At 44.1% G+C, this 24,180-nt stretch carries 21 protein-coding genes; 12 read left to right on the forward strand and 9 right to left on the reverse strand.

Annotated elements, in window-relative coordinates:
* Positions 1 to 50: 50 nt before the first annotated feature.
* The 4 genes from F6K53_RS16440 to F6K53_RS16455 all read left to right on the forward strand — a co-directional run bounded on the left by F6K53_RS16440 (position 51) and on the right by F6K53_RS16455 (position 9,959).
* Positions 51 to 8,531: a polymorphic toxin-type HINT domain-containing protein gene (locus tag F6K53_RS16440; RefSeq protein ID WP_293071317.1), complete on the forward strand. Its 8,481-nt coding sequence runs from the start codon at positions 51 to 53 to the stop codon at positions 8,529 to 8,531.
* Positions 8,532 to 8,755: 224 nt separating this feature from the next.
* Entirely contained in the window at positions 8,756 to 9,265 is a 510-nt protein-coding gene (locus F6K53_RS16445) for a phage tail protein (RefSeq protein WP_293022473.1), read from the forward strand.
* A gap of 239 nt (positions 9,266 to 9,504) precedes the next feature.
* A complete protein-coding gene (locus F6K53_RS16450; protein WP_293022475.1) occupies positions 9,505 to 9,702 on the forward strand; it encodes a hypothetical protein in 198 nt (65 codons plus the stop codon).
* Positions 9,687 to 9,959, forward strand: a complete 273-nt coding sequence (locus F6K53_RS16455; protein ID WP_293022477.1) for a hypothetical protein — start codon at positions 9,687 to 9,689, stop codon at positions 9,957 to 9,959. The genes F6K53_RS16450 and F6K53_RS16455 overlap by 16 nt, the downstream gene beginning before the upstream one ends.
* On the opposite strand, the gene F6K53_RS16460 is transcribed toward F6K53_RS16455, so the two are convergent.
* The gene (locus tag F6K53_RS16460; RefSeq protein WP_293022479.1) at positions 9,945 to 10,082 is read right to left on the reverse strand and encodes a hypothetical protein; all 138 of its coding nucleotides are present in this window, start codon (positions 10,080 to 10,082) and stop codon (positions 9,945 to 9,947) included. The two genes, F6K53_RS16455 and F6K53_RS16460, sit on opposite strands and share 15 nt — an antisense overlap.
* Before the next feature lie 150 nt (positions 10,083 to 10,232).
* On the opposite strand from F6K53_RS16460, the gene F6K53_RS16465 reads away from it, so the two are divergent.
* The 3 genes from F6K53_RS16465 (at position 10,233) to F6K53_RS16475 (ending at position 11,696) form a co-directional block, all read left to right on the forward strand.
* Entirely contained in the window at positions 10,233 to 10,802 is a 570-nt protein-coding gene (locus F6K53_RS16465) for a Uma2 family endonuclease (RefSeq protein WP_293071316.1), read from the forward strand.
* Between the two features lie 55 nt (positions 10,803 to 10,857).
* Entirely contained in the window at positions 10,858 to 11,034 is a 177-nt protein-coding gene (locus tag F6K53_RS16470; RefSeq protein ID WP_293071315.1) for a hypothetical protein, read from the forward strand.
* Positions 11,035 to 11,126: 92 nt separating this feature from the next.
* A complete protein-coding gene (locus F6K53_RS16475) occupies positions 11,127 to 11,696 on the forward strand; it encodes a Uma2 family endonuclease (protein ID WP_293071314.1) in 570 nt (189 codons plus the stop codon).
* Between the two features lie 144 nt (positions 11,697 to 11,840).
* Here the strand turns inward: F6K53_RS16475 and F6K53_RS16480 are convergent, their stop codons facing one another.
* Together F6K53_RS16480 and F6K53_RS16485 are read right to left on the reverse strand one after the other, a co-directional pair.
* Positions 11,841 to 12,611 carry a Uma2 family endonuclease gene (locus tag F6K53_RS16480; RefSeq protein ID WP_293022529.1) on the reverse strand — a complete coding sequence of 257 codons (771 nt, stop codon included), beginning with the start codon at positions 12,609 to 12,611 and terminating at the stop codon, positions 11,841 to 11,843.
* Positions 12,612 to 12,805: 194 nt separating this feature from the next.
* A complete protein-coding gene (locus F6K53_RS16485; protein ID WP_293022490.1) occupies positions 12,806 to 13,189 on the reverse strand; it encodes a hypothetical protein in 384 nt (127 codons plus the stop codon).
* A gap of 808 nt (positions 13,190 to 13,997) precedes the next feature.
* On the opposite strand from F6K53_RS16485, the gene F6K53_RS16490 reads away from it, so the two are divergent.
* Positions 13,998 to 15,446, forward strand: a complete 1,449-nt coding sequence (locus F6K53_RS16490; protein ID WP_293071313.1) for a SagB family peptide dehydrogenase — start codon at positions 13,998 to 14,000, stop codon at positions 15,444 to 15,446.
* 1,072 nt (positions 15,447 to 16,518) lie between these two features.
* The gene (locus tag F6K53_RS16495) at positions 16,519 to 18,582 is read left to right on the forward strand and encodes a PatA/PatG family cyanobactin maturation protease (RefSeq protein ID WP_293071312.1); all 2,064 of its coding nucleotides are present in this window, start codon (positions 16,519 to 16,521) and stop codon (positions 18,580 to 18,582) included.
* 26 nt (positions 18,583 to 18,608) lie between these two features.
* On the opposite strand, the gene F6K53_RS16500 is transcribed toward F6K53_RS16495, so the two are convergent.
* Positions 18,609 to 18,818 (reverse strand): hypothetical protein, encoded by a 210-nt coding sequence (locus F6K53_RS16500; protein ID WP_293022497.1) that lies wholly within the window; start codon positions 18,816 to 18,818, stop codon positions 18,609 to 18,611.
* 159 nt (positions 18,819 to 18,977) lie between these two features.
* Complete coding sequence (locus F6K53_RS16505; RefSeq protein ID WP_008187233.1) at positions 18,978 to 19,484, reverse strand: DUF3172 domain-containing protein; 507 nt, start codon at positions 19,482 to 19,484, stop codon at positions 18,978 to 18,980.
* Between the two features lie 114 nt (positions 19,485 to 19,598).
* Between F6K53_RS16505 and F6K53_RS16510 the strand changes: the two genes are divergently transcribed.
* Complete coding sequence (locus F6K53_RS16510; protein ID WP_293022505.1) at positions 19,599 to 19,769, forward strand: hypothetical protein; 171 nt, start codon at positions 19,599 to 19,601, stop codon at positions 19,767 to 19,769.
* 19 nt (positions 19,770 to 19,788) lie between these two features.
* On the opposite strand, the gene F6K53_RS16515 is transcribed toward F6K53_RS16510, so the two are convergent.
* Both F6K53_RS16515 and F6K53_RS16520 read right to left on the reverse strand, forming a co-directional pair.
* Complete coding sequence (locus F6K53_RS16515) at positions 19,789 to 20,889, reverse strand: DUF1611 domain-containing protein (protein WP_293022508.1); 1,101 nt, start codon at positions 20,887 to 20,889, stop codon at positions 19,789 to 19,791.
* A complete protein-coding gene (locus tag F6K53_RS16520; RefSeq protein WP_293022511.1) occupies positions 20,873 to 21,988 on the reverse strand; it encodes a dipeptide epimerase in 1,116 nt (371 codons plus the stop codon). Before F6K53_RS16520 ends, F6K53_RS16515 begins: the two co-directional genes overlap by 17 nt.
* Positions 21,989 to 22,508: 520 nt before the next feature.
* Here F6K53_RS16520 and F6K53_RS16525 point away from each other — a divergent pair.
* Complete coding sequence (locus F6K53_RS16525; RefSeq protein ID WP_293022514.1) at positions 22,509 to 23,057, forward strand: NUDIX hydrolase; 549 nt, start codon at positions 22,509 to 22,511, stop codon at positions 23,055 to 23,057.
* Positions 23,058 to 23,236: 179 nt separating this feature from the next.
* Complete coding sequence (locus F6K53_RS16530; RefSeq protein ID WP_293022517.1) at positions 23,237 to 23,605, forward strand: putative quinol monooxygenase; 369 nt, start codon at positions 23,237 to 23,239, stop codon at positions 23,603 to 23,605.
* On the opposite strand, the gene F6K53_RS16535 is transcribed toward F6K53_RS16530, so the two are convergent.
* Both F6K53_RS16535 and F6K53_RS16540 read right to left on the reverse strand, forming a co-directional pair.
* Entirely contained in the window at positions 23,558 to 23,740 is a 183-nt protein-coding gene (locus F6K53_RS16535) for a hypothetical protein (protein WP_293022520.1), read from the reverse strand. The two genes, F6K53_RS16530 and F6K53_RS16535, sit on opposite strands and share 48 nt — an antisense overlap.
* Positions 23,741 to 23,804: 64 nt before the next feature.
* On the reverse strand, positions 23,805 to 24,005 hold the full coding sequence (locus tag F6K53_RS16540) for a hypothetical protein (RefSeq protein ID WP_293022523.1): 201 nt from the start codon (positions 24,003 to 24,005) through the stop codon (positions 23,805 to 23,807).
* Positions 24,006 to 24,180: the final 175 nt, after the last annotated feature.

A 24,180-nucleotide genomic window follows, 5' to 3' on the forward strand; every position in this document is an offset into this window, starting at 1 on the left:
CTAGGTCTTGCTTTTTGTCCAAAGTCCAATTAGATAGAAGATATGTCTAAATGACTCAAATAACTTCTAGTGGTTACTCTCCAAGTACTTTATCTGAACTCCCAGTTATCCGAACATTTCAGATGGATGGGAGTGGTATTGGCACCATACCCAATTCAGTAAATCTCTTCCGAGGCGATGTTAACCTTCCCTTGGAATTAATATCCCTTCCGGGTAGAGGCGATTTGGATGTTAAGGTCGCCATCATGTACCAGAGTAACATTCAAAATCTGGTGGATACCTGGAATTTGGAAGCACCGACAGGAATTCTGGGGTTGGGTTGGAATATGCCCTATGAAATGATCGCCATTGATAATAAAAGCACGGGTTCTACCTACGATGACCAATATTACCTCGTTTCCGGGGGAGGGGCTAATCGGCTACATCAAGACGGCGTAACTAAGGATGGTGCATGGAATTTTGAGACGGAAGACTATAAACCTTGGGATATTCGCTATTACCCAAACGAAGAAAAATGGGTGATTATCAAGGAAAATGGGGTAAAGCAGACTTATGGAGGGAATACAAGCCAACCAGCAGACAAAAATCCCTATATTCAATGGGGCGTGAAATGGGGTGGTAGGAATGGTAACTGGATTGGTAGCACTACGAATACATCAGGACAGGAACCTTTTGTACTAGCTTGGAATTTAGCAGAAATTCAAAATACTTGGGGCGAAAAGGTTACTTTTAGCTATGAAGTTGATTTAAAAGAAATTGGTATCGGTGGTTATAAATATACCCAAGCTACTTACTTAAAACAAATTACTGCTTTAGATGGGCGTACTGTTAATTTTGTCTACCAACCTAAACAGTATGATGACCAAATAAGAGAGTATCAGATTCCCCATGAAGATAGCGGACAATCAAACCGTCATGCTTATCAGGATCGGTATGAAACTAAGTTTATCGACTCCATTGAGGTGAGACAAGAGGAATCAGCATCGCTGTTATTTTCTGTTCAGTTTGATTATGAGTTGGAGAATGTTTCCTTAACTTATTTTAAGAATAATGCGGATTTCTCTAAGCGTTATCTAACAGGAATAACTCAGAAAAATGCAGAGGGAGAGTCTTTACCTGGTTATAAGTTTGAGTATTACACGAATCCAGAGGATATAAATGAGAATGTCCATCGTGGTGCATTAAAAAACATTACTTATCCTACAGGTAGTATTGCTAATTTCAATTACGACAAAAAGAATCTAATTGGAACTTCTCATAATATACCCATCTCTGGCAACGGTATTCCTCGTGTTTGGTTTGGTGGTGATTATGTTGTAGTTGCTTATTATGATGATAGTGGGAGAAATTTAGATGTCAAAGTATATAGCTGGAATGGTAACTGGATAGAGGATGATAAAAGTATCTCTAGTCAGCTAGATATTGAGAGTTTGCAGGTAGTAACTCAGAGTAATTTATTTGCGCTGAGTTTCAAGTCAAATTCTCAAATGAATGTGTATCTATTCCATCAGGAAAAGGGGCGTTTTGGTAAATGGTACTTACCCGATAGTTACTCTTTAGATTTACCTTCAAGTGATTCCTTAACACACCTTACTGCTGGTAGTAGTTTTGTTGTTGCTGCTGTGTCTGGTGCAGATGCTAATTTATGGGTTTGGAATCAGCCGAATCAGATATGGAGTCCTCCCCGTCCCCGTATACATATAAGTAAAGGTAATTATGCTTTAGCTGCTTTCGGTAATTATTTTACTATTGGTATCTATGATCCTGTTTCTAAAAGCTGTGAACTGGTGTTATATTACCAAGATGAAATTTACGGAAGATGGGATCAAAAAGAAATTGCTACGATCAGTCCAGTTGAAAAAGATGCACAAGGTAATCCCTTGCTTAATTGGAGTTTGGGTAATGACTCGGCTACAGCAACTTTTGTTAAAAGTATCGGCACCAATATTGAGTATGAAGTAGCCATCTATCAATGGGATGCTCAGTTTGAAGTCAATCCTCAACCTTTCAGCAAATCCTACAGCGTACCTCAAGATACAAAAGAACCCTTTGGTTATTCCATAACTACAGGCAGCTTAGTTGCAAATGTTGGTAATCTCTGGCGATATAATGGCAGTGACTGGATAGATAGTAATCTGAATGTTTCTAGTGGAAATGAAGCAACAAAGTTGGCTTATGGTTCTGATTTAGCGATCGCCTCAAGTTCAGATTCCAGTGATATAAAAGCTTACAATCCTTATCAAGATCAATGGGAAACCCCTGACTTAGAGGGGTCTTTGTCAACAACTACGCCCAATTGGATAACTAGACTTTACCAGACTGTTTGTAAATGGCTAAATTCTTTACTAGACAATATTTTTAGAGGTTATATCCCAACTAAAGATTTCAATCTAGATGGAATTATTAATGATTATCAACCCACTGTCAGTGGTAACTTTATCACTATTGGGGACGCAATTTTTTACAGAGATAATCAAGGAGGATTTAACAAAGATCCACACTCAATTCCACCGGAGATTAAGCCTGATAGCATAATTAACCGCGCTCCTTTTTATATTGCTTGCGAGACGAATGATGGACAGACTCAGATATTTTTGTTAAAAAATGGCAAGGTTGTTAATCCTCAATCTCTCTCAGAAAGGATTTATGTTGATAACGAAAGCAGTAAAGGCAAATCGGGAACTAATTTAGCTGGATTGAATGCTTTTGTTACTTACAAAGGGGACAATTTTGATCAAGCTTCTGAATTGAATCTCTATTATGTTTTTAATGAATCAATTCAAGGCAATGTTACTGATTTACCTGTAGTAAAAGTTACTATTAATGACGGTTATCAAGAAAGTCAGACTAGCTATGATTACGATACAGGTAATATAGTTATTAGTGCTCAAGGAATTGTTACTCAATATCCTCATGTTACGGTGATACAAGGCAGTGACAATTCACAATTAACTCCTTTTGGGAAGACTGAACATCTTTTCTTTAATGGACTTTCAGTAGAAGGTTTAGGGTTTAAGGACTTTCAAGGAAACCCTCCCTCTTACTACAGCTTCTTGCATGGTTCTCTGTATCAACAGAAAGCCTATAACTCAACAGATGATAAGTTACCTCGCCAAACTGTAACTGTGGAATATAACATAGTAACCCAAAGACAGAAATTAGGAGAGTCAAGGCCGGTTGATTTATACGGGTTTTATATTCAACAGAAACGCGAGGAAAGTATTCTCTATGACCAAGAAATTAGCACCACAGACTCAAATGGTAATGCATCAGATGTGGGAGTTAAACGAGCGGTTGAATATGAATATGACTCGGCAATGGGATTGCTAAAAACACAGACAACTTACAATTACAATAGTTTGGGTGAAAAGGAAACACTGACACAAACTTCTGTTTATGGTTGGGAAAAGTATGAGGAATTGAGACAACAAAATATCCTCACTCCTGTTGTCCAAACTGTTAGTAAAAATAATGATAAAACCACAGCGATCGCAGTTTCAACTTGGAAAGATTGGGGAGGAGGTAAATGGGGGCTATACCGAACCTATCAAGGACTTAATGAAGATGCTGTTTTTGACCAATGGGATAATTTAAGTGAACCAAATAAAACAGATTGGTTGAAGGTTTCAGAAGTAATTTATCGTACCTCAAATGGAGTAGCGCAAGATTTGATTGATGTCAATGGGGTTCACACTTCAACTCTATTAGATAACCAGCAATTTTATCCTGTTGCTCAATTTACTAATGCTACGATTGAAGAGGTAACTTATACAGGGTTTGAAGCTTACGAGAATCTCAGTGATTGGAGTATAAATCAAGGTAATATAACTGCTTTGATTGTCACCGGAGATGCTCATACAGGTGTTTCTAGTTTGCGACTTCACCCTAATTTTACTCTCAAAAAACAAGCATATCTAACCCTGAATAATACTGCTCAAACCTATATTATTTATGCTTGGATTAAAACAGAAACAGCGTTTGAAACAGATGGGGGTAAAGCCCAAGTTCAACTACAATTTTACAACGGTGATAACCCTGTAGGGCAACCTATTACTGTGCCCATTGAATCAACTGATAGCGTATGGCAATATTGGCATCATGTAATTGATACAAATAAAATTCAAGGAACACAGTTAGGACTAGAAATATCTAATCAAAAAACATCTAAATCTTTTTTAATCGATGATATTTGCTTTGTTCCTTTGATGGGTGGTTTCCAAGGGAATGTCTATGACACTAAATACAAAATCATGACAGCTAAACTTGGCAATCATGCCGACACTCTGCGCTATGTCTATGACAACTATCAGCGAATGATAGCTACTATTGGCCCAGATGAAAATGTCCGTACTTTAACAGTACCCTATTATTCCCGACAAGGGAATGACGCATTCACTGGGACAGATCCTAACAGTAGCTTGCGGATTGCTGCCAGAAATGGGGGGATTTACGATAACTTCCATGATGGACAATGGCAGGATATATGGGATGGAGATGCCAATGCGTGGAAGGTGGAAAATGAGGCTTTGGTTCACGTTGGTACGCAAACAGACCAGATAACTCTCAAAAACTCCGATGCTTACTCTAATTATGGGGTGCGAGTGCAAGTAACTCCGCCAGAAACAGTGAATCAGCCCCTTGGTATCTCCATTGGCTCACATCTGACCGTTCAATGGTCGTCCTCGGATGGGTGGCAGGTAAACGGTGATAAGATTCCATCGGCTATGAAACCTGCGGGAGATTGGGTTCTTGTTGCTATAGAGAGTGCTGTTCTTTTCTATGTTGATGGGCAACAACTATTTGCTGGCATCCTAGACCAGACGGTTTCTGGGGCGTTGAGCTTGTTCTGTGGAGATCGGGTTTCTTATCAAGATGTTGTCGTCTTCCAAGATCCGATGACCTCTATTGACTATCTCGATGGCAATGGTCGCAAGAAGCAAACCCAATTGCTAGAAGGAGTAAATTGTCTGGTTAACCAAGCTATCTATGACGAACTTGGACGTGCAGCAGTGCAGACAAAAACGGCTCAATATGAGAATACTTTGTTTGCTTTTCAGAGTAATTTTGTCACTACATTTGATTGGGAAACTGGAGTAATGGAAGGGGATGTTGCCCAGTATTACTCAGCTACAGGGGGCGGTTTCTCCGATGATGGGGGCTATCCTTATTCTCGTAAGTTGTTTGAGAACTCTCCGTTATCGCGGGTGATGGAAAGGGGTAAACCAGGGAAGGATTTTGCGATCGCAAATACAGACAATCCTGCTCTGAATCATACTTTGAGGTATGGTTATGGGATTAACGGGGAAGGGGATGTTTTTGGCGAGTTCAAGTTTCCTGGTAACGAATATCTGATCAAGACTATTACCGATCCCAATGGGGTCAAGACTTATACCCTCAAAGATCAAGCAGGCCAAATACTTGCCAAGAAAACGCTGATTGAACCGGAAACAAATGAATATATCACCCTTGCCTATGAATATGATGATGCTGGAAGGCTAGTTACCACTAAACCCCCCAACTATTACCAGCCCCCTGATGGCTCGCAACCGGAACAATGGGTATCCACCAATCAGTATGATTTCTTAGGTCGGTTGACGCAAAGTTATAATCCTGATAATAAGTCCTCACAATACATCTATGACCGAGGGGGCAAACCTCGTTTCATGCAGGATGCTAATGGAGCAGCAGCACAATCACCCTATATTCTTTATACTAAGTACGATCGCCTGAGCCGACCTGTGGAAAAGGGGTATCTAGAATATACTTGGGATGAAGCTGACCTTCAGGAGAAAGCCGAAACTCCTGATTGGCCATCAACTCCCCCTACTTGGCGAAAAAAGTATTTCTATGATGGAGATGGGGTTTCTCCTTATGCCATCGGTGCGTTAACTAAAATCTTAACCAATAATAGTGATGACGGTAAGCCAGATGTGGAGGAGACGTTTACCTATGATGTATATGGGGATGTTCTCAGCAAAACCCTCAAAGTCAATGCTTATGGGGATGAAACCTATATTACCCATTATGAATACGATAACCTGGGCAATGTCATTAAGATAACTTATCCCAATGGGACAGAAACAAGCAGTGAAAGCCCCACAGAAATCTTTTACACCTATGACCATCTCGGTTATCTCAAGGGCATTGGCACATCTCCCGATCAGCCAGAAACATTGGCAGCTTATCACTATAACGCTAATGGCAGCTTGAAAGCAGAGTTGTTGCACAATGGCAATTCTGGTCAAATCAAACGGTATTACCAGTATAATTCGCCGGGATGGGTGACTCAAATTGCTGACGATTTCTTTAACGAAACCCTTGAATATACGCCCCAAGAAAGTGACGATAACGGCTATTACAATGGCGAAATTAGTCAAATTGAACAGGCTTTCGCTTGGGAAAATGCTCCCGAAGCCTATAATTATCGGTTTGAGTACGATAATATCGACCAGTTAAAGGTTGCCCAGAATAACCAGATCGAAACGGGTAATCTCGGTGTTGGTCAACCTGTCACTTATGATCCTAATGGGAATTTCTTGGATGTTAAACGGGGTAGCGATGAGGCGCAATTCTCCTACCTTCCAGGTACGAATCAGGTCAAAAATACTGGTGGGAACGAGGATGATTTCCACTATGATGACAACGGCAATATTACTACTGCCATTAAAGGGGCTGGCGGCTTAAATAAGCCACTCTCTAAGCTTACCTATGACCCCATGACTCAACTGACCAGATCAATTGCGGTAGATGATGAAACTGTCAGTCTGGTTACCTATGCTTATGGTGGTAAGAATCAACGGGTTTTGAAACAATCTTGGCGTGGGAATTCCCCTAATACTGCCAAACTGTATATCCGGGGTATGAACTCCTATCCGTTGCTGGAGAAGATTAGGGATGTAAACAATGGGGAGTCTGAAGTTCTCTATATCTATGGACCTGGTGGTTTGCTGGCGATGGTGAAAAACCAGAAACTCTACTATGTCTTGAAGGATCACGAGGGTTCTAGTCGAGTCGTTATTGATGTTTCCGGTGATCAGCATCCAGTTGCTGCTTCCTATGACTATATGCCGTTTGGCAATCTACTGCGAACAACAGGGGATGGGCAAATTCTCAGTTATCGGTATACCGGACAGGAATACGAGCCAGAAACTGGCTTATATAATTATCGCGCACGCTTGTACGACAGCACGTTGGGGCGTTTCTATACCATTGACCCCGCAGGAGAGTTTTTCAGTCCCTATCTCTATGCAGGAAACGATCCTCTATCACATACTGATCCAACAGGAGAATCCGTTTTCAGTTTTCTAGGTGATATCACCAAATCTGTGTATCATGTTTGGTCAAAAATCAACCCTGTCGGTCATTTCGCTATAAAATTCCTGGCACCTGACCTGGATAAGTCTTTATCAACAGGAAATTTTGGTTCGTTTACAAGCTTTTTCTCAGGCTTAGGTAAGGAGGCGGTCAACTTAGGCGTTGATGCTTATAACTTTGCCAATATAATTTCTTCACCTTACAGTATGGCTTATGCCGCATACAGGATGTCTCAAGGGAAATCTGTAGGGATTCCACATCCATTCAAGATTAACAAGGATGAGCAATTTGGTGCAGGTATCGCAGAAGTAGGCTCCCTACTTATACCAGTAGGAGGAGAGGAAGAAGCAGCAGAGAGAGTTGCTGTTGGCCTGGAAGAAAGAGCTACTGCTACTGCTGAAGAAAAAGGTGCCGCAACCTTAGAAGAACGAGGTGCTGCTACCATTGCCGAAGATAACACAACCAAATGTTTTGTGGCAGGTACTGAGGTAGCGGTTGAAGATGGTTTTATAGCGATTGAAAAAATCGAGAAAGGTGATTTAGTCTGGGCTTTCAATGAAGACACGGGTGAAGTAGGATTGTATCCCGTTTTGGAAGCATTTGAGCGGACATCAAGATATATTGTTCTGCTTACCTTTGGAGAGGAGGAAATTATAACAACCCCAGAGCATCCTTTCTGGGTAAATGGAAAAGGTTGGACTCCTGCGGAAGGTCTAAAAAAAGGCGATATTTTGCTCAATAAAGCTGGGCGTAAATTAAGTCTAGACAGGATTGAAATGAAGTTAGAGCGATCGCAAGTCTTTAATTTTGAAGTAGGCGGGGCGCATACTTATTATGTAACCCAGAAACGGATTTTGGTTCATAATCCTCCATGTGGGAGGATTATAGCAAATAGACTAACAAGGCAGGCGATAAACTCTGATATTGCAAGGGAATTCCGAATGCCACCTGGAAGTCCCTCACGCGCACTTTACAACGCGAATAGAGGTTTAGCGTCTCCTTTCGATTCCCTCCCTGCTAAATTAGCCCATGAAGAATTAAGGCGTATGGGTTCTGCTGCTGATAGCACAGATCCTCAAATTCTTCGGGATTTTGTTTTTAGGGAAAAGAATCAGTTTATTCAAAACAGGCATAGGATGACATTACCGACAAGAACACTAACCTATCTTCCCGATTCTATCAGAAATCCGCTTGCCGTCTTCCACGCATGGTGGTGAAGAGGAGGGTAAATGGGAAGATTTCCTATCCGTGGACATGGATTGAACTATCAAATAAACACTGAAATAAAACAAAGGAGAATCTAAAATTATGAAAACTCACAATCAAAACCATTCGATCCGACCCCCATAACAGGAAATATCAAACCCTGATTTATTGTCCTATGGACATGGATCGAACTATCAAATAAACACTGAAATCAAACAAAGGAGAAACTTAAATCATGACAGTACCAATTGGAACGATTATGGCATATGCAGGAAAAACTGACGGAACTGCTGCAGGACAATTACAACGTCAAGGATGGCTTATCTGCGATGGGAACCAGTATCTACAGAGCAACTATCCGGAGCTAAACGGCGTAATTGGAAGTTATTATGGAGTAGCTTCAAATGCTCAATTTTTCAGGGTACCCGATTTGCGAGGTCGCTTTGTCCGAGGCGTAGATGGTACGGCAGGACGAGATCCAGATACTCATGAGCGCACTGCTTCTGGTAGAGGTGGAAATGAGGGTAATAATGTTGGTTCTGTGCAGGAGGATGAATTTAAAGCTCACAATCACAAATTCAAGAACACAACAGGCAACGGTAATCAAGACAAAAAAGATGCTAACACAACAGGCGATATCCAGAAAAGTGGGGATATAACTGCTAGCATGATGGAGGCAGGTGGAAAAGAAACCCGCCCCAAGAACATCTACGTCAATTGGATCATCAAGGCGAAGGATGTGTAGCTGATTCTTAAATTGGGAAATAGGGCGATCGCTTGTAGTGAATTGAGGGGCGATCGCTATTTTATTGAGGGCGGCGTTTGTGGTAAATTATGCACCTCAAGCCATACATACACGGTAATATTAACCTCAAGACAAAAATTTCCTGTGGTATTTCTAGACTTCCATCCCTTCCCCAATTTGGCGGTATGGGAGATCACTATTATAATTATAGATGCAGTAGATAAAGGCGATGGAATTTTATGAGTGTCGCAGAAATCAAAGAAGCAGTAATGAAACTCTCTACGGGAGAATTAACAGATCTGGTTAAATGGCTTGATGAATTCTATGAATCTCTATGGGATAAGCAAATTGAGGAAGACTTTGAATCTGGCAAGCTAGATCATCTAATTAAACAAGCAAGGCAAGAATTCAGAGAGGGAAAGTGCCAGGAAATTTAAAGCATTTCACTACTTCACAGTTTTGGGAGTACTACCGTCAGTTGCCACAGGAAATTCAAGAATTAGCAGATAAGAACTATGAATTGCTTAAGCAAGATCCCAAACATCCATCTTTGAAATTAAAAAAGATCAAAAGTTTGTGGTCGGTAAGAGTAGGTAGAAATTATAGAGCTTTAGGTTCTGATGAACCAGAGGGAGTTCTATGGTTCTGGATCGGCCCACACAGCAAGTACGATGATATCTTAAAGCAAATCTAGCTTTTGTAGTGCGATGGTTGTAGTGAATGAAAGATGCGATCGCGTTTTGGAGAATGCGTTCGCGTAGCGGCTCGTACCGAGCATCGCTTTTCTGGTGAGCATGACTGGAACTGAATCCAGCAACAGTTAAAATCTAAGAAACAGGAGTAGGACTTACGCATTTGCCCCCTAAATCCCCCAATTCTGGGGGACTTTGACATCATTACCCCCCAAAATTGGGGGGCTAGGGGGGCGCTTATCAACTTAACCGCGTAAGTCCTGAGGAGCTCATAAATGGTTGCTGTTAATCAAATTAGACAAACGTTAACCCTGGCGGAATTTTTAGAACTTCCTGAAACCAAACCTGCTAGTGAATATGTCAATGGACAAATTCAACAAAAATCTATGCCTCAAGGAAAGCACAGCATCCTTCAACGGGAATTGAGTTTTGCTTTAACACTCGCCTTAAAGCCAGAGCGAACTGCCCAGGCATTCCCCGAACTGCGGTGTACCTTTGGTGGGCGATCAATTGTCCCAGACGTTGCCGTCTTTCGTACAGAACGGATTCCTCGTGATCATGATGGCCAAGTGGCTAATTCCTTCAATCTACATCCAGATTGGACCATCGAGATCTTATCCCCCAAGCAGAGCCAAACCAAAGTCATTCGCAACATTCTCCATTGTCTCGACAATGGTACTAACATGGGGTGGTTATTGGATCCGGAAGAGTCCTTGATATTTGTCTATAGTGCCGATAAATCCGTGCAACTGTTTGAGAACTTAGAGGTGGTGTTGCCGGTGCCAGAGTTTGCCGAAGCAGTGCAGCTTAAGGTGGGTGAGATATTTGATTGGTTGAAAGAGTAAACGGATCTTGTAGGATGCGTTCGCGTAGCGGCTCGTACCGAGCATCGCTTTTCTGGTGGGGATTACTGGAACTGAATCCAGCAACAGTAAAAATCTTAAGCATTCAGCTATCAGCTATCAGCTAATGCGCTACGCGAACGCTACGGCAACAGCTATCAGCCAAAGGCCTGTGGCCACGCTACGGGAACAGTTTATGTCCATAGCACACGCTACAGCAACAGCTTTTGAATAAAATAAGCTGTTCGCGAAGCGTGAGCCTTCGGCTCACGGCTGACGGCTGACCGCTGAATGCTTACTTAAAATCTAACAAACAGGAGGTCATAAATGGTTGCTGTTAATCAAATTAGACAAACGTTGACCCTGGCGGAATTTTTAGAAATTCCTGAAACGAAACCTGCTAGTGAATATGTCAATGGAGAAATTCAACAAAAACCTATGCCTCAAGGAGAACATAGTACCTTACAAATTCGTCTTGGTACAGCGATAAATGACGTTGTTTTATCGAAAAAAATCGCCCATGCTTTCCCTGAATTAAGATGTACTTTTGGGGGACGTTCTATTGTTCCAGATATTACAGTATTTAGTTGGGATCGTATTCCGAAAACAGAAAAAGGAAGAATTGCCAAGAAATTTGAGCTTTATCATGATTGGGTAATCGAAATTCTTTCTCCTGAACAATCTGCGAATAAAGTGATAAAAAAAATTCTGTTTTGTCTGAACCAAGGAACAGAATTAGGCTGGTTAATTGATCCTGAAGATGAATCAGTGATGATCTTTAAACCGAATCAATTGCCAGAAATCAAATCATATCAAGAAATTTTACCTGTACTAGATAGTCTTAAAGATTGGCAATTATCCGTTGCCGAAATGTTTAGTTGGTTAAGTGTTAACTAATTTTTGGTTGGCTTTTATTTTTTCCATTTATCGGCCATAAGTCATGGATTGAGAGTAATCACAATGACTAATGACCAATGACCAATTACCCAAGCTTGAAAAGAGCAATGCTACCGGAATGGATATGATATCCCAGTTGAGCAATTATCCCTGTGGCTCGATGCCTGCTGCTCTTAGCTGCGCTGCCAATTTCTCGGCTCGCTGCCGTTCCTGTTCAGCTCGTTGCCGTTCCTGCTCAGCTCGCTGCCGTTCCTGTTGAGCTCGTTGCTGTTCCTCGATCACCAACTCCGAACCCCACAGCAACAGTTCTCCTGGCTGATCCCACCAACGTAACCAGTAACCAGTTCCGTTTTCCTTAGTTCCTTGCCAGATACCCAGAAATAAGCTGATTTCATCAATCCAGTAACGGTTATTACCATCGGGTGGTTGGAGTTGATAACGTCCTGAATCATCTAACCGATAGACTTCTATTACTCCAGTGTCTGGCTCAAAAATGACATAGTTGGGAACCTGTAACACTTGCTCGTAGTAAAACCACTTGCCCGGAGGATAGGTTGGCTTGTTGGAATACTCCCCACCTTCAGTATCACAGAGAAATTCCATGACAATAGCAGGAATATCCCCTTGAAGTGTTGGGGTATAACTGCGTTTCACTTCTTCTCTGGGCACCCGAATCGATGGCACATATCCCCAATCTGGGGCTTTTACCGCGATTTTGCCATTCAAAGTGGCACAGATGCCATAATTGGTAGTAGTCAGGGCATTAGCTGGTAGTTTGCCAGCAATTTCCAAACTTTGTGTCAGAGCAGCAGCCAGGGATGGTTGATTGATATTATCCACTGGTTCGTCATCTAGAACGAAATCATCAGGTAACTTTTCCCAGGTAACTTCGTAAGTAGCTGTGCTAGCTATCATAATTCGTTCCTCTCCGAGCCTGCTCTTATCATGATAGTCAGGCAATTCTAGAGAATCATGGGTGATGGTTTGGCCATTGGCATTTTCTGCACTAGCACTTTTGCGATCGCTAGCTAGAATTTGCCAGTATTGAGTGTTTCGGCTCTCCCCATCTCCCCAAAGCGCCCCCATTCACAATTTAAATGGCTAACAGTTTACTTGACTCGACCCCGGAATCGGATAAACCCATAGGAATTCGGTGGCTCTCCTGGTGCAGTAGCTTGGGGCACATCTCCGACTTCGACAACCACTACTCCATTTTGGTTGATCGCTACATTACATCCTGCGGGCACTGAGGTTCCCGGTGAGTAATAGCGACCGCGATCGCTATCGGGGATATTAGTCAGATAGATGTTCGGCTCAGCTAAACCACTGGTGGCTAAGGGATTGGTACTCTCGAACAAGGCAATCCCGACATCACTAGCTGGGAAACCAGCCGCTTGGTTGAAGGCGTCGGCAATAAAGCTAGTTTCTGCCGGAACTCGGTCACAGATACGCAGGCTCTTGGCGTAATTGCTGCCATTGGAAAGGAAGTACACAGTATGGTAGTGATAAATAAGTAGTGATACAACATTGCATTTACCTTAAATAAGGCATTTTTAATGGAAAAATATAGCAATTTGAATATCAGGTTATTAGTAATAATTATCTAAACTCTAATAAATACTGGGTGCATCTCAGTGTCTTGATGCAGTCGCTCATGGGGGAAACCACGGCAATAGCGAGTGGGGGAGACCCCCAAGACCGCGCTGCCTCCCCAAGACCGCTTAGGTGCGCTTGACCCGTAATTAAATTCGCCACGGGTCGCACCTCTGCATCGCTTTTGCAATTAGGCAAAAATTCGGGCGAAAATTCCCGCGCCCGGGCCCCACACTTCCCATCTTTTTTACAAATATGAGATGCACCATAAATACTAGCAGAAGCTTGTTTACCCGCAGACTAGCTACTTTGTATAGACAAGTGTGATCTGTTTTTTCAGTGCATCAAAAGTTGGACTGATTGCTGCCTGTGATCAGAACTTGCTTTTGCAACGTAGGAAAGACAACAAAAAGCTCAACTCGAACACCAACGAGCTGAACAACTCCCAGAACGGTTACGACAGCTGGGCATTAATCCCGATCAAATTTAATACCGAGTTGCATTCAAACAGAGTAGATTGGTTGGATAGGGAGATAGGGAGATAGGGAGATAGGGAGATAGGGAGATTGGCGGAAGAGAAAGTTGTACGTTTGACCGCAACTTGGTATAATATAGGGTGTTGCTAACGCGCAAAAATTCTTCTCGTTATCTGTTGTCAGCTTGGGTTAATGTTAAATGCAGCCTTACTGTTGACTTCTGACTGGAAGAATGACTTTCTCATCCTTAACTGTTTCCCTCAAACCCGAAATCACCCTCACCTCTGTTGACAGCAATATTCTGCTCCAATCTTCAAGCCGTAAGCTGACATTTCATCAACCGGAACCGGGATTAAAAACTGCTCTAGATGCTCTCAAACAGGGAACCCACACCGCCGGGCAACTTCAAACCTTAGTCCTAGAAACCGACGGCACACAAGTCCGGGAAAAGTTCGATGCTTACCTGAATCGTCTGATCGAACTGGGCTGGATCTGTCACGCCATCCCCCCCTCATCCCCTGAGCTTTCTCCCCTTGCGATCGCTATCCCCATGGTAGGGGATTATTACTTCGATTGTCCTGAGATTGATTGGGATGCGTTCGCATTTACCCTGTCTCGCTTCGCCTATCTCCATCAAGTCGAAGGGGAAATGGTATTAGAGTCTCCCCTTACCAAAGGTAAGATTAAATTTTCAGACTGGCGGGGTCCTGGGTTAGTGAGTCAGTTATCTCAACCCCAAACCGCTGCCAGCTTGAGTCAGGAAATTCCGGGAATTACTGAAGAGATTGCCCAACAGTTTCTCAGTTTACTGTTTGCGGCCCAGATGTTGTCTGCATCCTTTGCTAGTCCTCTTGAAGAAGATGAAGAGGTTGAGAGCGAAGAAGCAACTCCACCCTTAGTGTTTTGGGAATTTCACGATTTACTGTTCCATTCCCGCAGTCGCCTCGGTAGACATAATAATCCCTTGGGTGGCATATTTCCCTATGTCGGTAAAATTGACCCCTTGCCTGGGGTGAAGCCATTGATGACCGATGTGGTGATTCCCTTGGCAAAACCCAACTTAGAGGAACTCAATCAAAGCGATATGCCCTTGAGTCAGGCACTGGAAACTCGCCGTTCGATCCGGCGATATGACGAAACCCCGATCACCCTTGAACAATTGGGGCAGTTTCTCTATCGTTGCGCCAGGGTGAAAAAACTCTTCGATACAGAACGGGGAGAGGTCAGTAACCGTCCCTATCCTGGTGGGGGTGCGATTTATGAATTGGAAATTTATCCCGTGGTTAACTCTTGTCAAGGATTAGAACAGGGACTCTATCACTATCACCCCTTAGACCATGTGTTGTGTCAAGTCTCAGCATGGACCGCAGAAACGGAAGCATTAGTTCAGGATGTTTGGTTTGCCAGCGCTCAACATGATCAGCCCCAGGTTGTATTCGTGATTACCGCCCGGTTTGGACGAATGTTTTGGAAATATCAATCCATGGCCTATGCAGCGATTTTAAAACACGTTGGAGTTATGTATCAAACCTTCTATCTGGTTGCCACCAGTATGAATTTAGCCCCCTGCGGTATCGGAGCAGGTAATTCTGATCTATTTCAAAAAGCCACTGGAATTGACTACTATGAAGAGTCTTCTGTCGGGGAATTTATGTTAGCTTCTGTTCCAGTCAAACCTTAATAACTATAGCATTTCGATTTGAGCTGAACCGAGGGAATAGCTTGTAGGGTGGGCAAAAACAGTTTGGTTTTTTTGAGTATTCTAGATTATAGAACTTTGCCCACCCTACTATAGCCCTGGACTATTGGGAATAGCTTGTAGGGTGGGCAAAAACAGTTTGGTTTTTTTGAGTATTCTAGATTATAGAACTTTGCCCACCCTACTATAGCCCTGGACTATAGCATTTCGATTTGAGCTGAACCGAGGGAATAGCTTGTAGGGTGGGCAAAAACAGTTTGGTTTTTTTGAGTATTCTAGATTATAGAACTTTGCCCACCCTACTATAGCCCTGGACTATTGGGAATAGCTTGTAGGGTGGGCAAAAACAGTTTGGTTTTTTTGAGTATTCTAGATTATAGAACTTTGCCCACCCTACTATAGCCCTGGACTATAGCATTTCGATTTGAGGTATGAACATACTTTCTTAGGGAAAGGCAAGAGGCAAGAGGTAAGAGGCAAGAGGCAAGAGGTCATCAAGAAGCTTTTAGGGTGGTCAAAAACAGTTTGGTTTTTTTGAGTATTCCAGATTCTAGCGTTTCTCGCAGTTATGAGGTACAGTTTTATTTGAGGCTGATTCCTTTAAAACCCTCTTGAATATTGCCTTTTGCCCTCAACATTCAGCAGTCAGCGGTCAGCAGTCAGCGGTCAGCTATAATGCCTAATGCTTAAAATAAACATCGAACAGGATAATTTAATATTTCGAGATTTGACAGAATTGAAAGTTTGGGGATTTGCCCATCTAAGCATATGCTGATAGCTGATAGCTTACCTTTTGCCTTTTGCCTTTTGCCTTTTGCCTTTTGCCTTTTGCCTTTTGCCTTTTGCCTTTTGCCTTAAAAAGATAAAAGATAAGATTTGTCCTCAAACGTCGCTAAAAATTGCTATATATAACTCTGCCCATTCTACTTTAATTGATATTTTTTTTACACGCAAGTGCCTAAATATTAAGTTTTGTGGCTATATCAGTCTTCTATACCACTGGACATAGTATGTTAACCAATGGCTTAACAATCCAAAATTAGTTTGGGATTCAATGTCTGAAATTGCTAAAATCCCAGGAATACAGGGACTTTGGGAAAAAACCAAAGGGGACTCCCAAGTTGTTGTTGCAGTTCTAGATGGGGTTGTTGACCAGGCTCATCCTTGTTTTGATGGGGCTAGGCTAAAGCGGTTGCCAACGTTAGTTCAGGGAGAGGCACACCCGAGGGGGAGGATGTCGAGCCATGGGACTCATGTTGCCAGTCTGATTTTGGGTCAGCATGGTTCTCCTGTGCAGGGGATTGCCCCGAACTGCCAGGGGTTAGTCATACCTGTGTTCGCCGATGAAGGTCGCCGCCTCTCCCAACTGGATTTGTCTCGTGCCATTGAACAGGCCGTTAATGCCGGAGCGCATATTATCAATATCAGCGGCGGACAACTGACTGACTATGGTGAAGCAGAGGACTGGCTCCAACAGGCTGTCGGTCTGTGCCGAGACAATAATGTATTAATTGTGGCGGCTGCGGGCAATGACGGGTGTGAGTGTTTACACGTTCCCGCTGCCCTTCCGGCTGTCCTAGCAGTTGGAGCCACGGATGGCCAGGGACAACCCCTAGAACTGAGTAATTGGGGTCAAACCTATCAAAACCAAGGGATTCTGGCTCCGGGAGAGAATATTCTAGGAGCTAAACCCGGAGGTGGTACAGTCAGACTCAGTGGCACCAGCTTTGCCACCCCCATTGTCAGTGGAGTTGCGGCACTTTTGCTCAGTCTGCAACGGCAACGGGGTGAAGAACCTGACCCCCAAAAAGTTCGTACTGCCTTGCTAAAAACAGCCCTACCCTGTAACCTACCGGAAAACGATCAGCGTCCTCGTTGTTTGGTGGGTGAGGTTAATATTGCTGGGGCGTTTACTGATTTAACAGGAGAAACCATGTCTGAATCTGAAGAACTCTCAACCGTTGAAGCATCGGGCTGTGGCTGTGACGGAACGCCAGAAACTAGCCCCCAACTGGCACTCAGTGCTGAGGTGACTTCAGCCGTTGATCCCACAGAAGCTCAACCTGCCGTTGCGGCCTCCTCAACTGAGACAGCGGTAGCCCCTGCACAACCCACTGATGTTGCTGTTATTGCTTCTGAACCTCAATCTACACAAGCCCCGGTCACCGCGACCTCTGTATCAACTTCATCTGTATCCACATCAAATCACCAGATCTCTGCAATGTCCAACACTACTGCAAATGCAATTACCCCCAGCCAGCCCGTTCAAGCCAGTGGTGGCGATATAATTTATGTGATCGGAACCCTGGGTTACGACTTTGGAACCGAAGCACGGCGCGACTCCTTCAAACAGTTGATGCCACCTTATGAGATTGAAGGCACTCAGGTGCCAGCAAATCCCTATGATGCCCGTCAGATGGTGGACTATCTGGAGGCAAATCTGTCGGAAGCCAAGTCCTTAATTTGGACGCTGAATATGGAGTTGACTCCAATTTACGCCCTCGAACCTTCGGGGTCCTTTGCCAGAGATGTCTATGCTGCATTTCAGGAATTGCTCTCTGGGGAAGTACAAGCAGAAGATTCTGAGGAATACATTGAACGGGTAAGTATCCCTGGACGGTTAACGGGAAGAACCGTAAAACTGTTCTCTGGGCAAGTTGTTCCAGTGGTTGAACCGGTAAGTCCTCGTGGCATCTACGGTTGGAGGGTGAATACGCTGGTTTCTTCTGCTTTGGAAGCGGTACGGGGTCAGCAGGCAGAGGCAGATGATGAGCAAATGCGGAAAAGCCTCAGCAGTTTTCTCAACCGGGTTTACTATGATCTGCGTAACTTAGGACAAACTTCTCAAGACCGGGCGCTGAATTTTGCGGCAACAAACGCTTTCCAAGCAGCTCAAACTTTCTCTGAAGCAGTAGCAGCTGGAATGGAATTAGATAGTATTGTAGTGCAGCGCAGTCCTTTCTGTCGGATGGATAGTGATTGTTGGGATGTGCAGTTGAAATTCTTTGACCCAGAAAACAACCGTCGAGCTAAGAAAGTCTTCCGCTTTACCATTGATGTTAGTGATTTAATTCCTGTGACTTTAGGCGAAGTTCGCTCTTGGTCTTCTCCTTATTAAGGACCTATGAAATCGAGATAAGGAAATCAAACAATTTCCTTATCTATATTGGAGGGAATCGGGAATCGGGAATCGGGAATAGGCAATAGGCAATAGGCAATAGGCAATAGGCAATAGGCAATAGGGAATAGGGAGCAGGGGGTAATAATTGACGAAAACAGTATTATAAAAATACTAATCCTGGGCTGAAATCTTGCACCAGTACAAAAAAAACTTAATAACGGAAGCGATAACAATCAATTTCAGTACTGAAAGCGATGCAGTCGGTAAAACGGGGTTTCTCCCACTCGCCCTTTGCATCAAGAGAGAGTAAAATCTTAATCACTGTTCCCTGTTCCCCGTTCCCTGTTCCCTACTTTTACAGGTAAATTTTAAACTTGGTGCAAGATCGGAGTTCAAAACTGATCCGTTTCCCGTGGTCCGGTGGCACCCCCTTGATTAAGGAATAAGTTACCGGTTGCATCGTTTTGATAGATACAGCGGATTTCTGGTGAACCTTCAAGGACACCAGTGAAACCAAAAGTATTCATCCGATTTTTGCATTCCCGGACCTGTTCCGATGAGATCAGCCTCCTCTGTTCCAAAATTGACCAGTTATTCCGACGTAAAACACACCCAGGTCGCATCTTGGGCTGGGTCACATACACATTAAAGGGATTGAGAGTCACGAAAACTTGCATATCCGTCACCATCGCACTGGCACCATACTGAATACAAAGCTCTGGGTTTGGTGCGCTGCGGTCAATCACTTCACGGGAGGCAACGTTTTCTGGGTTGAGAGTGGCACCAGAGCTAAAAGCAATACCAACTCCAAGTCCCAAGACAAAAACCCCACCAAGAATCGCTAAGGTTGTGTAATTAAGTTCAGGTATCCCATTAGAACTGTTGGATTCACGTTTCATTTGACTCAATTAACGTAATTAACGTTTAGAATTTTCTGGGTCAAGATTTCCTGGGAGTAGTTGCTACTTGCCCCCTTCTTTCAGTATGCCAGGTACGCCAAGATTAATCCGGAGATGGGGAGCTGGGGAGCTAGCTGGGGAGCTGGGGAGATGGGGAGATGGGAAGATGGGGAGATGGGGAGATGGGGAGCTGGGGAGCTGGAGCTGGGGAGATGGGGAGCTGGGGAGTTGGGGAGCTGGGGAGATGGGGAGTTGGGGAGTTGGGGAGCTGGGAAACATGTTTGAGGTATAGTAAATTCTTGTCTTACCCCGACTCCCGATTCCCGATTCCCGACTCCCGATTCCCGACTGCCGACTCCCGATCACCAATTGCTGCTTTCAACAATACATCTGCTCCAAATCGCACAGCATCGGTACAAGGTAGGCCAGTCTCTGTTTGTACCTGTTCAATGGCCGACCGGGCAGCTTGATCATCCAAGTGGCCAGTATTAAGTGCGATCGCAATCACCTTTACCTGACCAAATGCCCCACCAGCACTAGCAACGGTCTCGTAAAGCTCAATCACTTTGGGTAATGGGGGAATCGGCACATGGTCATGATTACGAACAGACTCCTGTCCGGCTCGATGGACCAATAGTAATCCCGTGGGCTGAGTTCCTCGAATTAGCGGTAGAGTAGCTGTGGAACCAGGATGCAAAAGGGAACCCTGCCCTTCTACGATCAATAAGTCGTGGTCATTACCATAGCGCAGTACCATTTGTTCCACAGCACCAGCCGCAAAGTCTACCCGAATCCCATCCAAGGGAATGCCATCCCCAGAAATCATAATTCCAGCTTGACCAGTGGCTAGAAACTTCGATGATATGCCCTGACGTTGGGCGCACAAATATAACTCCAGAGCTGCTGACATTTTGCCCACTACCATATCTGTACCTACTGTCAAGATGCGCTGACAAGGTAGCGATCGCGCTTGAGCACTTGCTATTCCTAATCCCTTCGGTTCCCGACGAATATCCCAAATTACCTGACCGTCTTGCAGTAATTGCTGTAACTCTGGGTCAGATGCCATGGGAGTATGCAAACCATTGATAATCGATAACCCTGCTCCTACCCCTACTTTGACCTCCTGCCTCGAAGGCTCTGGTAATGCTCCCCCAGAGGGCGCAATACCAATGGCTAGGATATCCGGTTGATAAGCCAGGGCAGCAGACACGGAATCTACAATCGGGACATTAACCTTAATTCCAGTTAATTTAGACAAAGACTGCCCAGCACACTGCTGGTCGATCACCACCACAATCTCAGTTGGGCAATAGCGTAACAGAGTCAGTCCGGTTTTGCCTTTTGAACCAAGAATCCCTTCATGGAGTAGAATCGCAATACGCCGATTAGTGGTTAAATTCACGGCGTTTCACCCCCAGTCCTGGTAAATTATTCGGTATCAAATGCCCATTTTGTAGGGTTGCCCCTGTGAAGGGGTCATCTACTAGGTTTAAGTGGCTGTCTAAATCAAGATAATCTGCCAGTGGTGAGAGATGAGAAGCTGCTGTATTCGCCAGAGTACTGTCAGAATAGCAACCAAACATCACCTGCAACCCACAAGCTTTTGCGGTATGCACCATCCGTATTGCCTCAGTTAAACCACCAGATTTCATTAGTTTAATGTTAATACCATGGACACAGTTTGCCAACGGCGGAATATCTTGGCTAGTCTTGCAACTTTCATCCACAAAAATTGGTAAAGGGGATTGCTTATACAACTCGGGTAAATCAACCTCTTTTCCGGGAGCGAGGGGTTGTTCCACATGCCTCACCCCCTGACTCGCCAGCCAGTTACACATCTCTACCCCTTCCTCCAAACTCCAACCCCCATTGGCATCTACACTCAACTCGGCTTCTGGTGCCTCATCTCGGATAGCCAGAATCATCTGTTGATCAGCAGCAATCCCCTCAGGTGAACCTAATTTAATTTTCAGTACATGAGCACCAGTAATGGGAATCCATTCCTGCACCCGTTGCCTGGCCTTTTCTGGGTCACTAATGCCTACCGTAGCGGAAATTGGTACAATTCGGCGGCGGTTCAATCCCCACAGCCGCCAGAGGGGCAATCCCACCCGCTTCCCTAGCCAGTCATGTATTGCCAAATCAATGGACGCCCAAGCCGCTGATGGCACCTGTACCTCCTCCAAAACCCGTTCAATTTGTTGGTGTTCCCAAGGACTAAATACCTCCAGCATCGGGATAACCACCTCTAGGGCTTCCAGCAGAATCTCAGTAGTTTGCTTATGGGGGGTGGGGGTTAGGAAACTTTCTGTGCCTGGATCTGACGAGCTATTGCTGAGGCTAGTTGCCTTTCCTAGGGAAAAGGGAGACCCTTCGCCCCACGCTTCAATACCCTCTTGTTCGATCCTGACCCAGACATTGGTGGTTTCAGAAGTGGTGCCACGACTGATGGTTAAAGGGAACTGCTTATGTACCGTGAACGTTTCAACGCCAATACGCATTGTTTATTTAGTATATGGTTATTTAGTTTAAGGTTAAAGGTTAGTTGGTTGAAGGTTAGTTGGTTGTTCGCCTTTGGGGTTCGGTGAAGGGTAGCTTGAAGGTTATTTGGTTAAAGGTTGAAGGTTGTTTAGTTGTTCGCGTAGCGTGGCCAAAGGCCAAGGTTGTTCGCCTTTGGGGTTCGGTGAAGGGTAGCTTGAAGGTTATACTCTACTAGGACGATGGTCAATAATAGGTTTGCCAGATCATACTCGCCTACAAGGTGTAACCTCTAACCTACATACAACCTGTAACCCAATTTGTAACCTACAACCTACAATCTGTAACCTGTAACCTACCACCTGTAACCTTCAACCTCTAACCTGTAACCTTCAACCTCTAACCCAACCTGTAACCTGTAACCTGTAACCTTCAACCTCTAACCTGTAACCTGTAACCTGTAACCTTCAACCTTCAACCTGTAACCTTCAACCTTCACCCTTAATACTGTAACTTATCCTTTTGTAATTATTCAGTAATTTAATGATTTCAATACAGCCATGGAAAACCATGAAATCAAAGTTGGTTTTTGACAATAAATGGTGTCGAGTCAGGCAAGATGAAGTAGAATTACCAAGTGGTGAAATTGTTGATGACTACTTCATCAATGTTAGACCGGATATTGTGCTGATACTGGCAATTACTTGCGATCGCAATGTTGTTTTTGTCCGTCAATATCGCCATGGAGTGGGAGAAATTTTATTGGAACTCCCTGGGGGTGGTTTCAACTCAACAGTAGAAGATAGTCTGAAGGCAGCTGCTAGGGAATTAGAAGAAGAGACTGGTTATGTCTCTGAGCATATGTTTTCCCTAGCAACCTTATATGATAATCCGGTAAAAGATACCAATACAATTCATTTAATTATGGCGGAAGATGCTCAGCCATCGGGTATCCAAAATCTAGATATTACGGAAGAGGTGGAAATTGTTTTGGTACCTATAGACGAGGTTATGAAAAAAATTGAACAAGGAGAAATTTGTGTTTCAGGAACAATTGCTGCTTTGTTTTTAGGCTTGAAGTTTTTGTCTTAAATTAGTAAGGATTAAGCTGTCAGCTGTCAGCCGTCAGCTGTCAGCCGTCAGCTTAAAATATAGCAATCCGTGTAGGAATTGTGATAATTTTTGATCTGAAGTTCCCTACTCCCTTTGTTCTATAGCGTTTCTCATAGCTATCAAGTACACAGGATTTTTGGCCTCTTGCCTTTTACCTCTTGCCTCTTGCCTCTTGCCTGCTCCCTGCTCCCTACTCCCTATTCCCTACTCCCTACTCCCTTTACTATATGTCTAACTCTACCTTGCATGTTGTTGCCCGTCTTGTAGCTCTGCCAGATAAAGTTGAGGAACTCAAAGCTGTCCTGAGCGCATTGATTGAACCCACAAGAGCAGAAGAAGGTTGTTTGAAGTACGAATTACTTCAAAATCAGACAAAACCAACAGATTTTACCTTTGTGGAAGAGTGGGCAACACCAGAAGCACTAGATGCTCATCTGGTCACTGAGCATCTCCAAGCTGCCATCAAGCAACTTGATGGCTTAGTGGCTGATACACCAGATATCCGCCGCTACACCAAAATCCTCTGATATAGCGCTGCGCCCAGGGAATCGGGAATCGGAACCCACCCCTAACCCCTCCCAGGAGGGGAACGGGAATCGGGAATCGGGAAGAGTAGTTTTACTTTGACCCGGTAGGTGGAACGGGCATCTTGCCCGTTTCATTTCCGGACGCCTACTCCCTATGCCCTTGGGTGCAGCGCTATGGCATCACGAATCACCCAAACCCCTAAGAGTCTTCAGAGTCTTCTTCCATCGGCTTTCCTAAATCAAAAATAATTATAAATTCAGCATCGGGCATCAGTCGTTTCAGAGCCTGCAAGTGGCCTTGGGCATCCGATCGGTTGCGAAACCGAGCCACAATCACTCGTTGCATTTTTGGCAATAGCCGAACTATCACCCACGGATGAAGGCGTTCAGAATAGGACATAATTGATGTATCTGGGCGACCGAAGAAGGCGCTCAAGGAAGTGGAGGCTCCGTAACCTTCCTATAAGCTAGGGTTCAAGCAAAGTTCCTACCCGAAGGGGTACTACGAGATGGATATTCCGGCATTAGCTAGAATAATCCCGAATCGTTTTATCTCACAGCTAGAGGGTAATGCG

It is taken from the genome of Moorena sp. SIO4A1, from assembly GCF_010672065.1.
Lineage (GTDB): Bacteria > Cyanobacteriota > Cyanobacteriia > Cyanobacteriales > Coleofasciculaceae > Moorena.

Bases quoted from the DNA above. Each gene is read 5' to 3' on its own strand.
- F6K53_RS16440 (WP_293071317.1), top strand. From the start codon at position 51: ATGACTCAAATAACTTCTAGTGGTTACTCTCCAAGTACTTTATCTGAA.
- F6K53_RS16445 (WP_293022473.1), top strand. From the start codon at position 8,756: ATGACAGTACCAATTGGAACGATTATGGCATATGCAGGAAAAACTGAC.
- F6K53_RS16450 (WP_293022475.1), top strand. From the start codon at position 9,505: ATGAGTGTCGCAGAAATCAAAGAAGCAGTAATGAAACTCTCTACGGGA.
- F6K53_RS16465 (WP_293071316.1), top strand. From the start codon at position 10,233: ATGGTTGCTGTTAATCAAATTAGACAAACGTTAACCCTGGCGGAATTT.
- F6K53_RS16475 (WP_293071314.1), top strand. From the start codon at position 11,127: ATGGTTGCTGTTAATCAAATTAGACAAACGTTGACCCTGGCGGAATTT.
- F6K53_RS16480 (WP_293022529.1), bottom strand. From the start codon at position 12,611: ATGATAGCTAGCACAGCTACTTACGAAGTTACCTGGGAAAAGTTACCT.
- F6K53_RS16490 (WP_293071313.1), top strand. From the start codon at position 13,998: ATGACTTTCTCATCCTTAACTGTTTCCCTCAAACCCGAAATCACCCTC.
- F6K53_RS16495 (WP_293071312.1), top strand. From the start codon at position 16,519: ATGTCTGAAATTGCTAAAATCCCAGGAATACAGGGACTTTGGGAAAAA.
- F6K53_RS16505 (WP_008187233.1), bottom strand. From the start codon at position 19,484: ATGAAACGTGAATCCAACAGTTCTAATGGGATACCTGAACTTAATTAC.
- F6K53_RS16510 (WP_293022505.1), top strand. From the start codon at position 19,599: ATGGGGAGCTGGGGAGCTAGCTGGGGAGCTGGGGAGATGGGGAGATGG.
- F6K53_RS16520 (WP_293022511.1), bottom strand. From the start codon at position 21,988: ATGCGTATTGGCGTTGAAACGTTCACGGTACATAAGCAGTTCCCTTTA.
- F6K53_RS16525 (WP_293022514.1), top strand. From the start codon at position 22,509: ATGATTTCAATACAGCCATGGAAAACCATGAAATCAAAGTTGGTTTTT.
- F6K53_RS16535 (WP_293022520.1), bottom strand. From the start codon at position 23,740: ATGAAACGGGCAAGATGCCCGTTCCACCTACCGGGTCAAAGTAAAACT.
- F6K53_RS16540 (WP_293022523.1), bottom strand. From the start codon at position 24,005: ATGTCCTATTCTGAACGCCTTCATCCGTGGGTGATAGTTCGGCTATTG.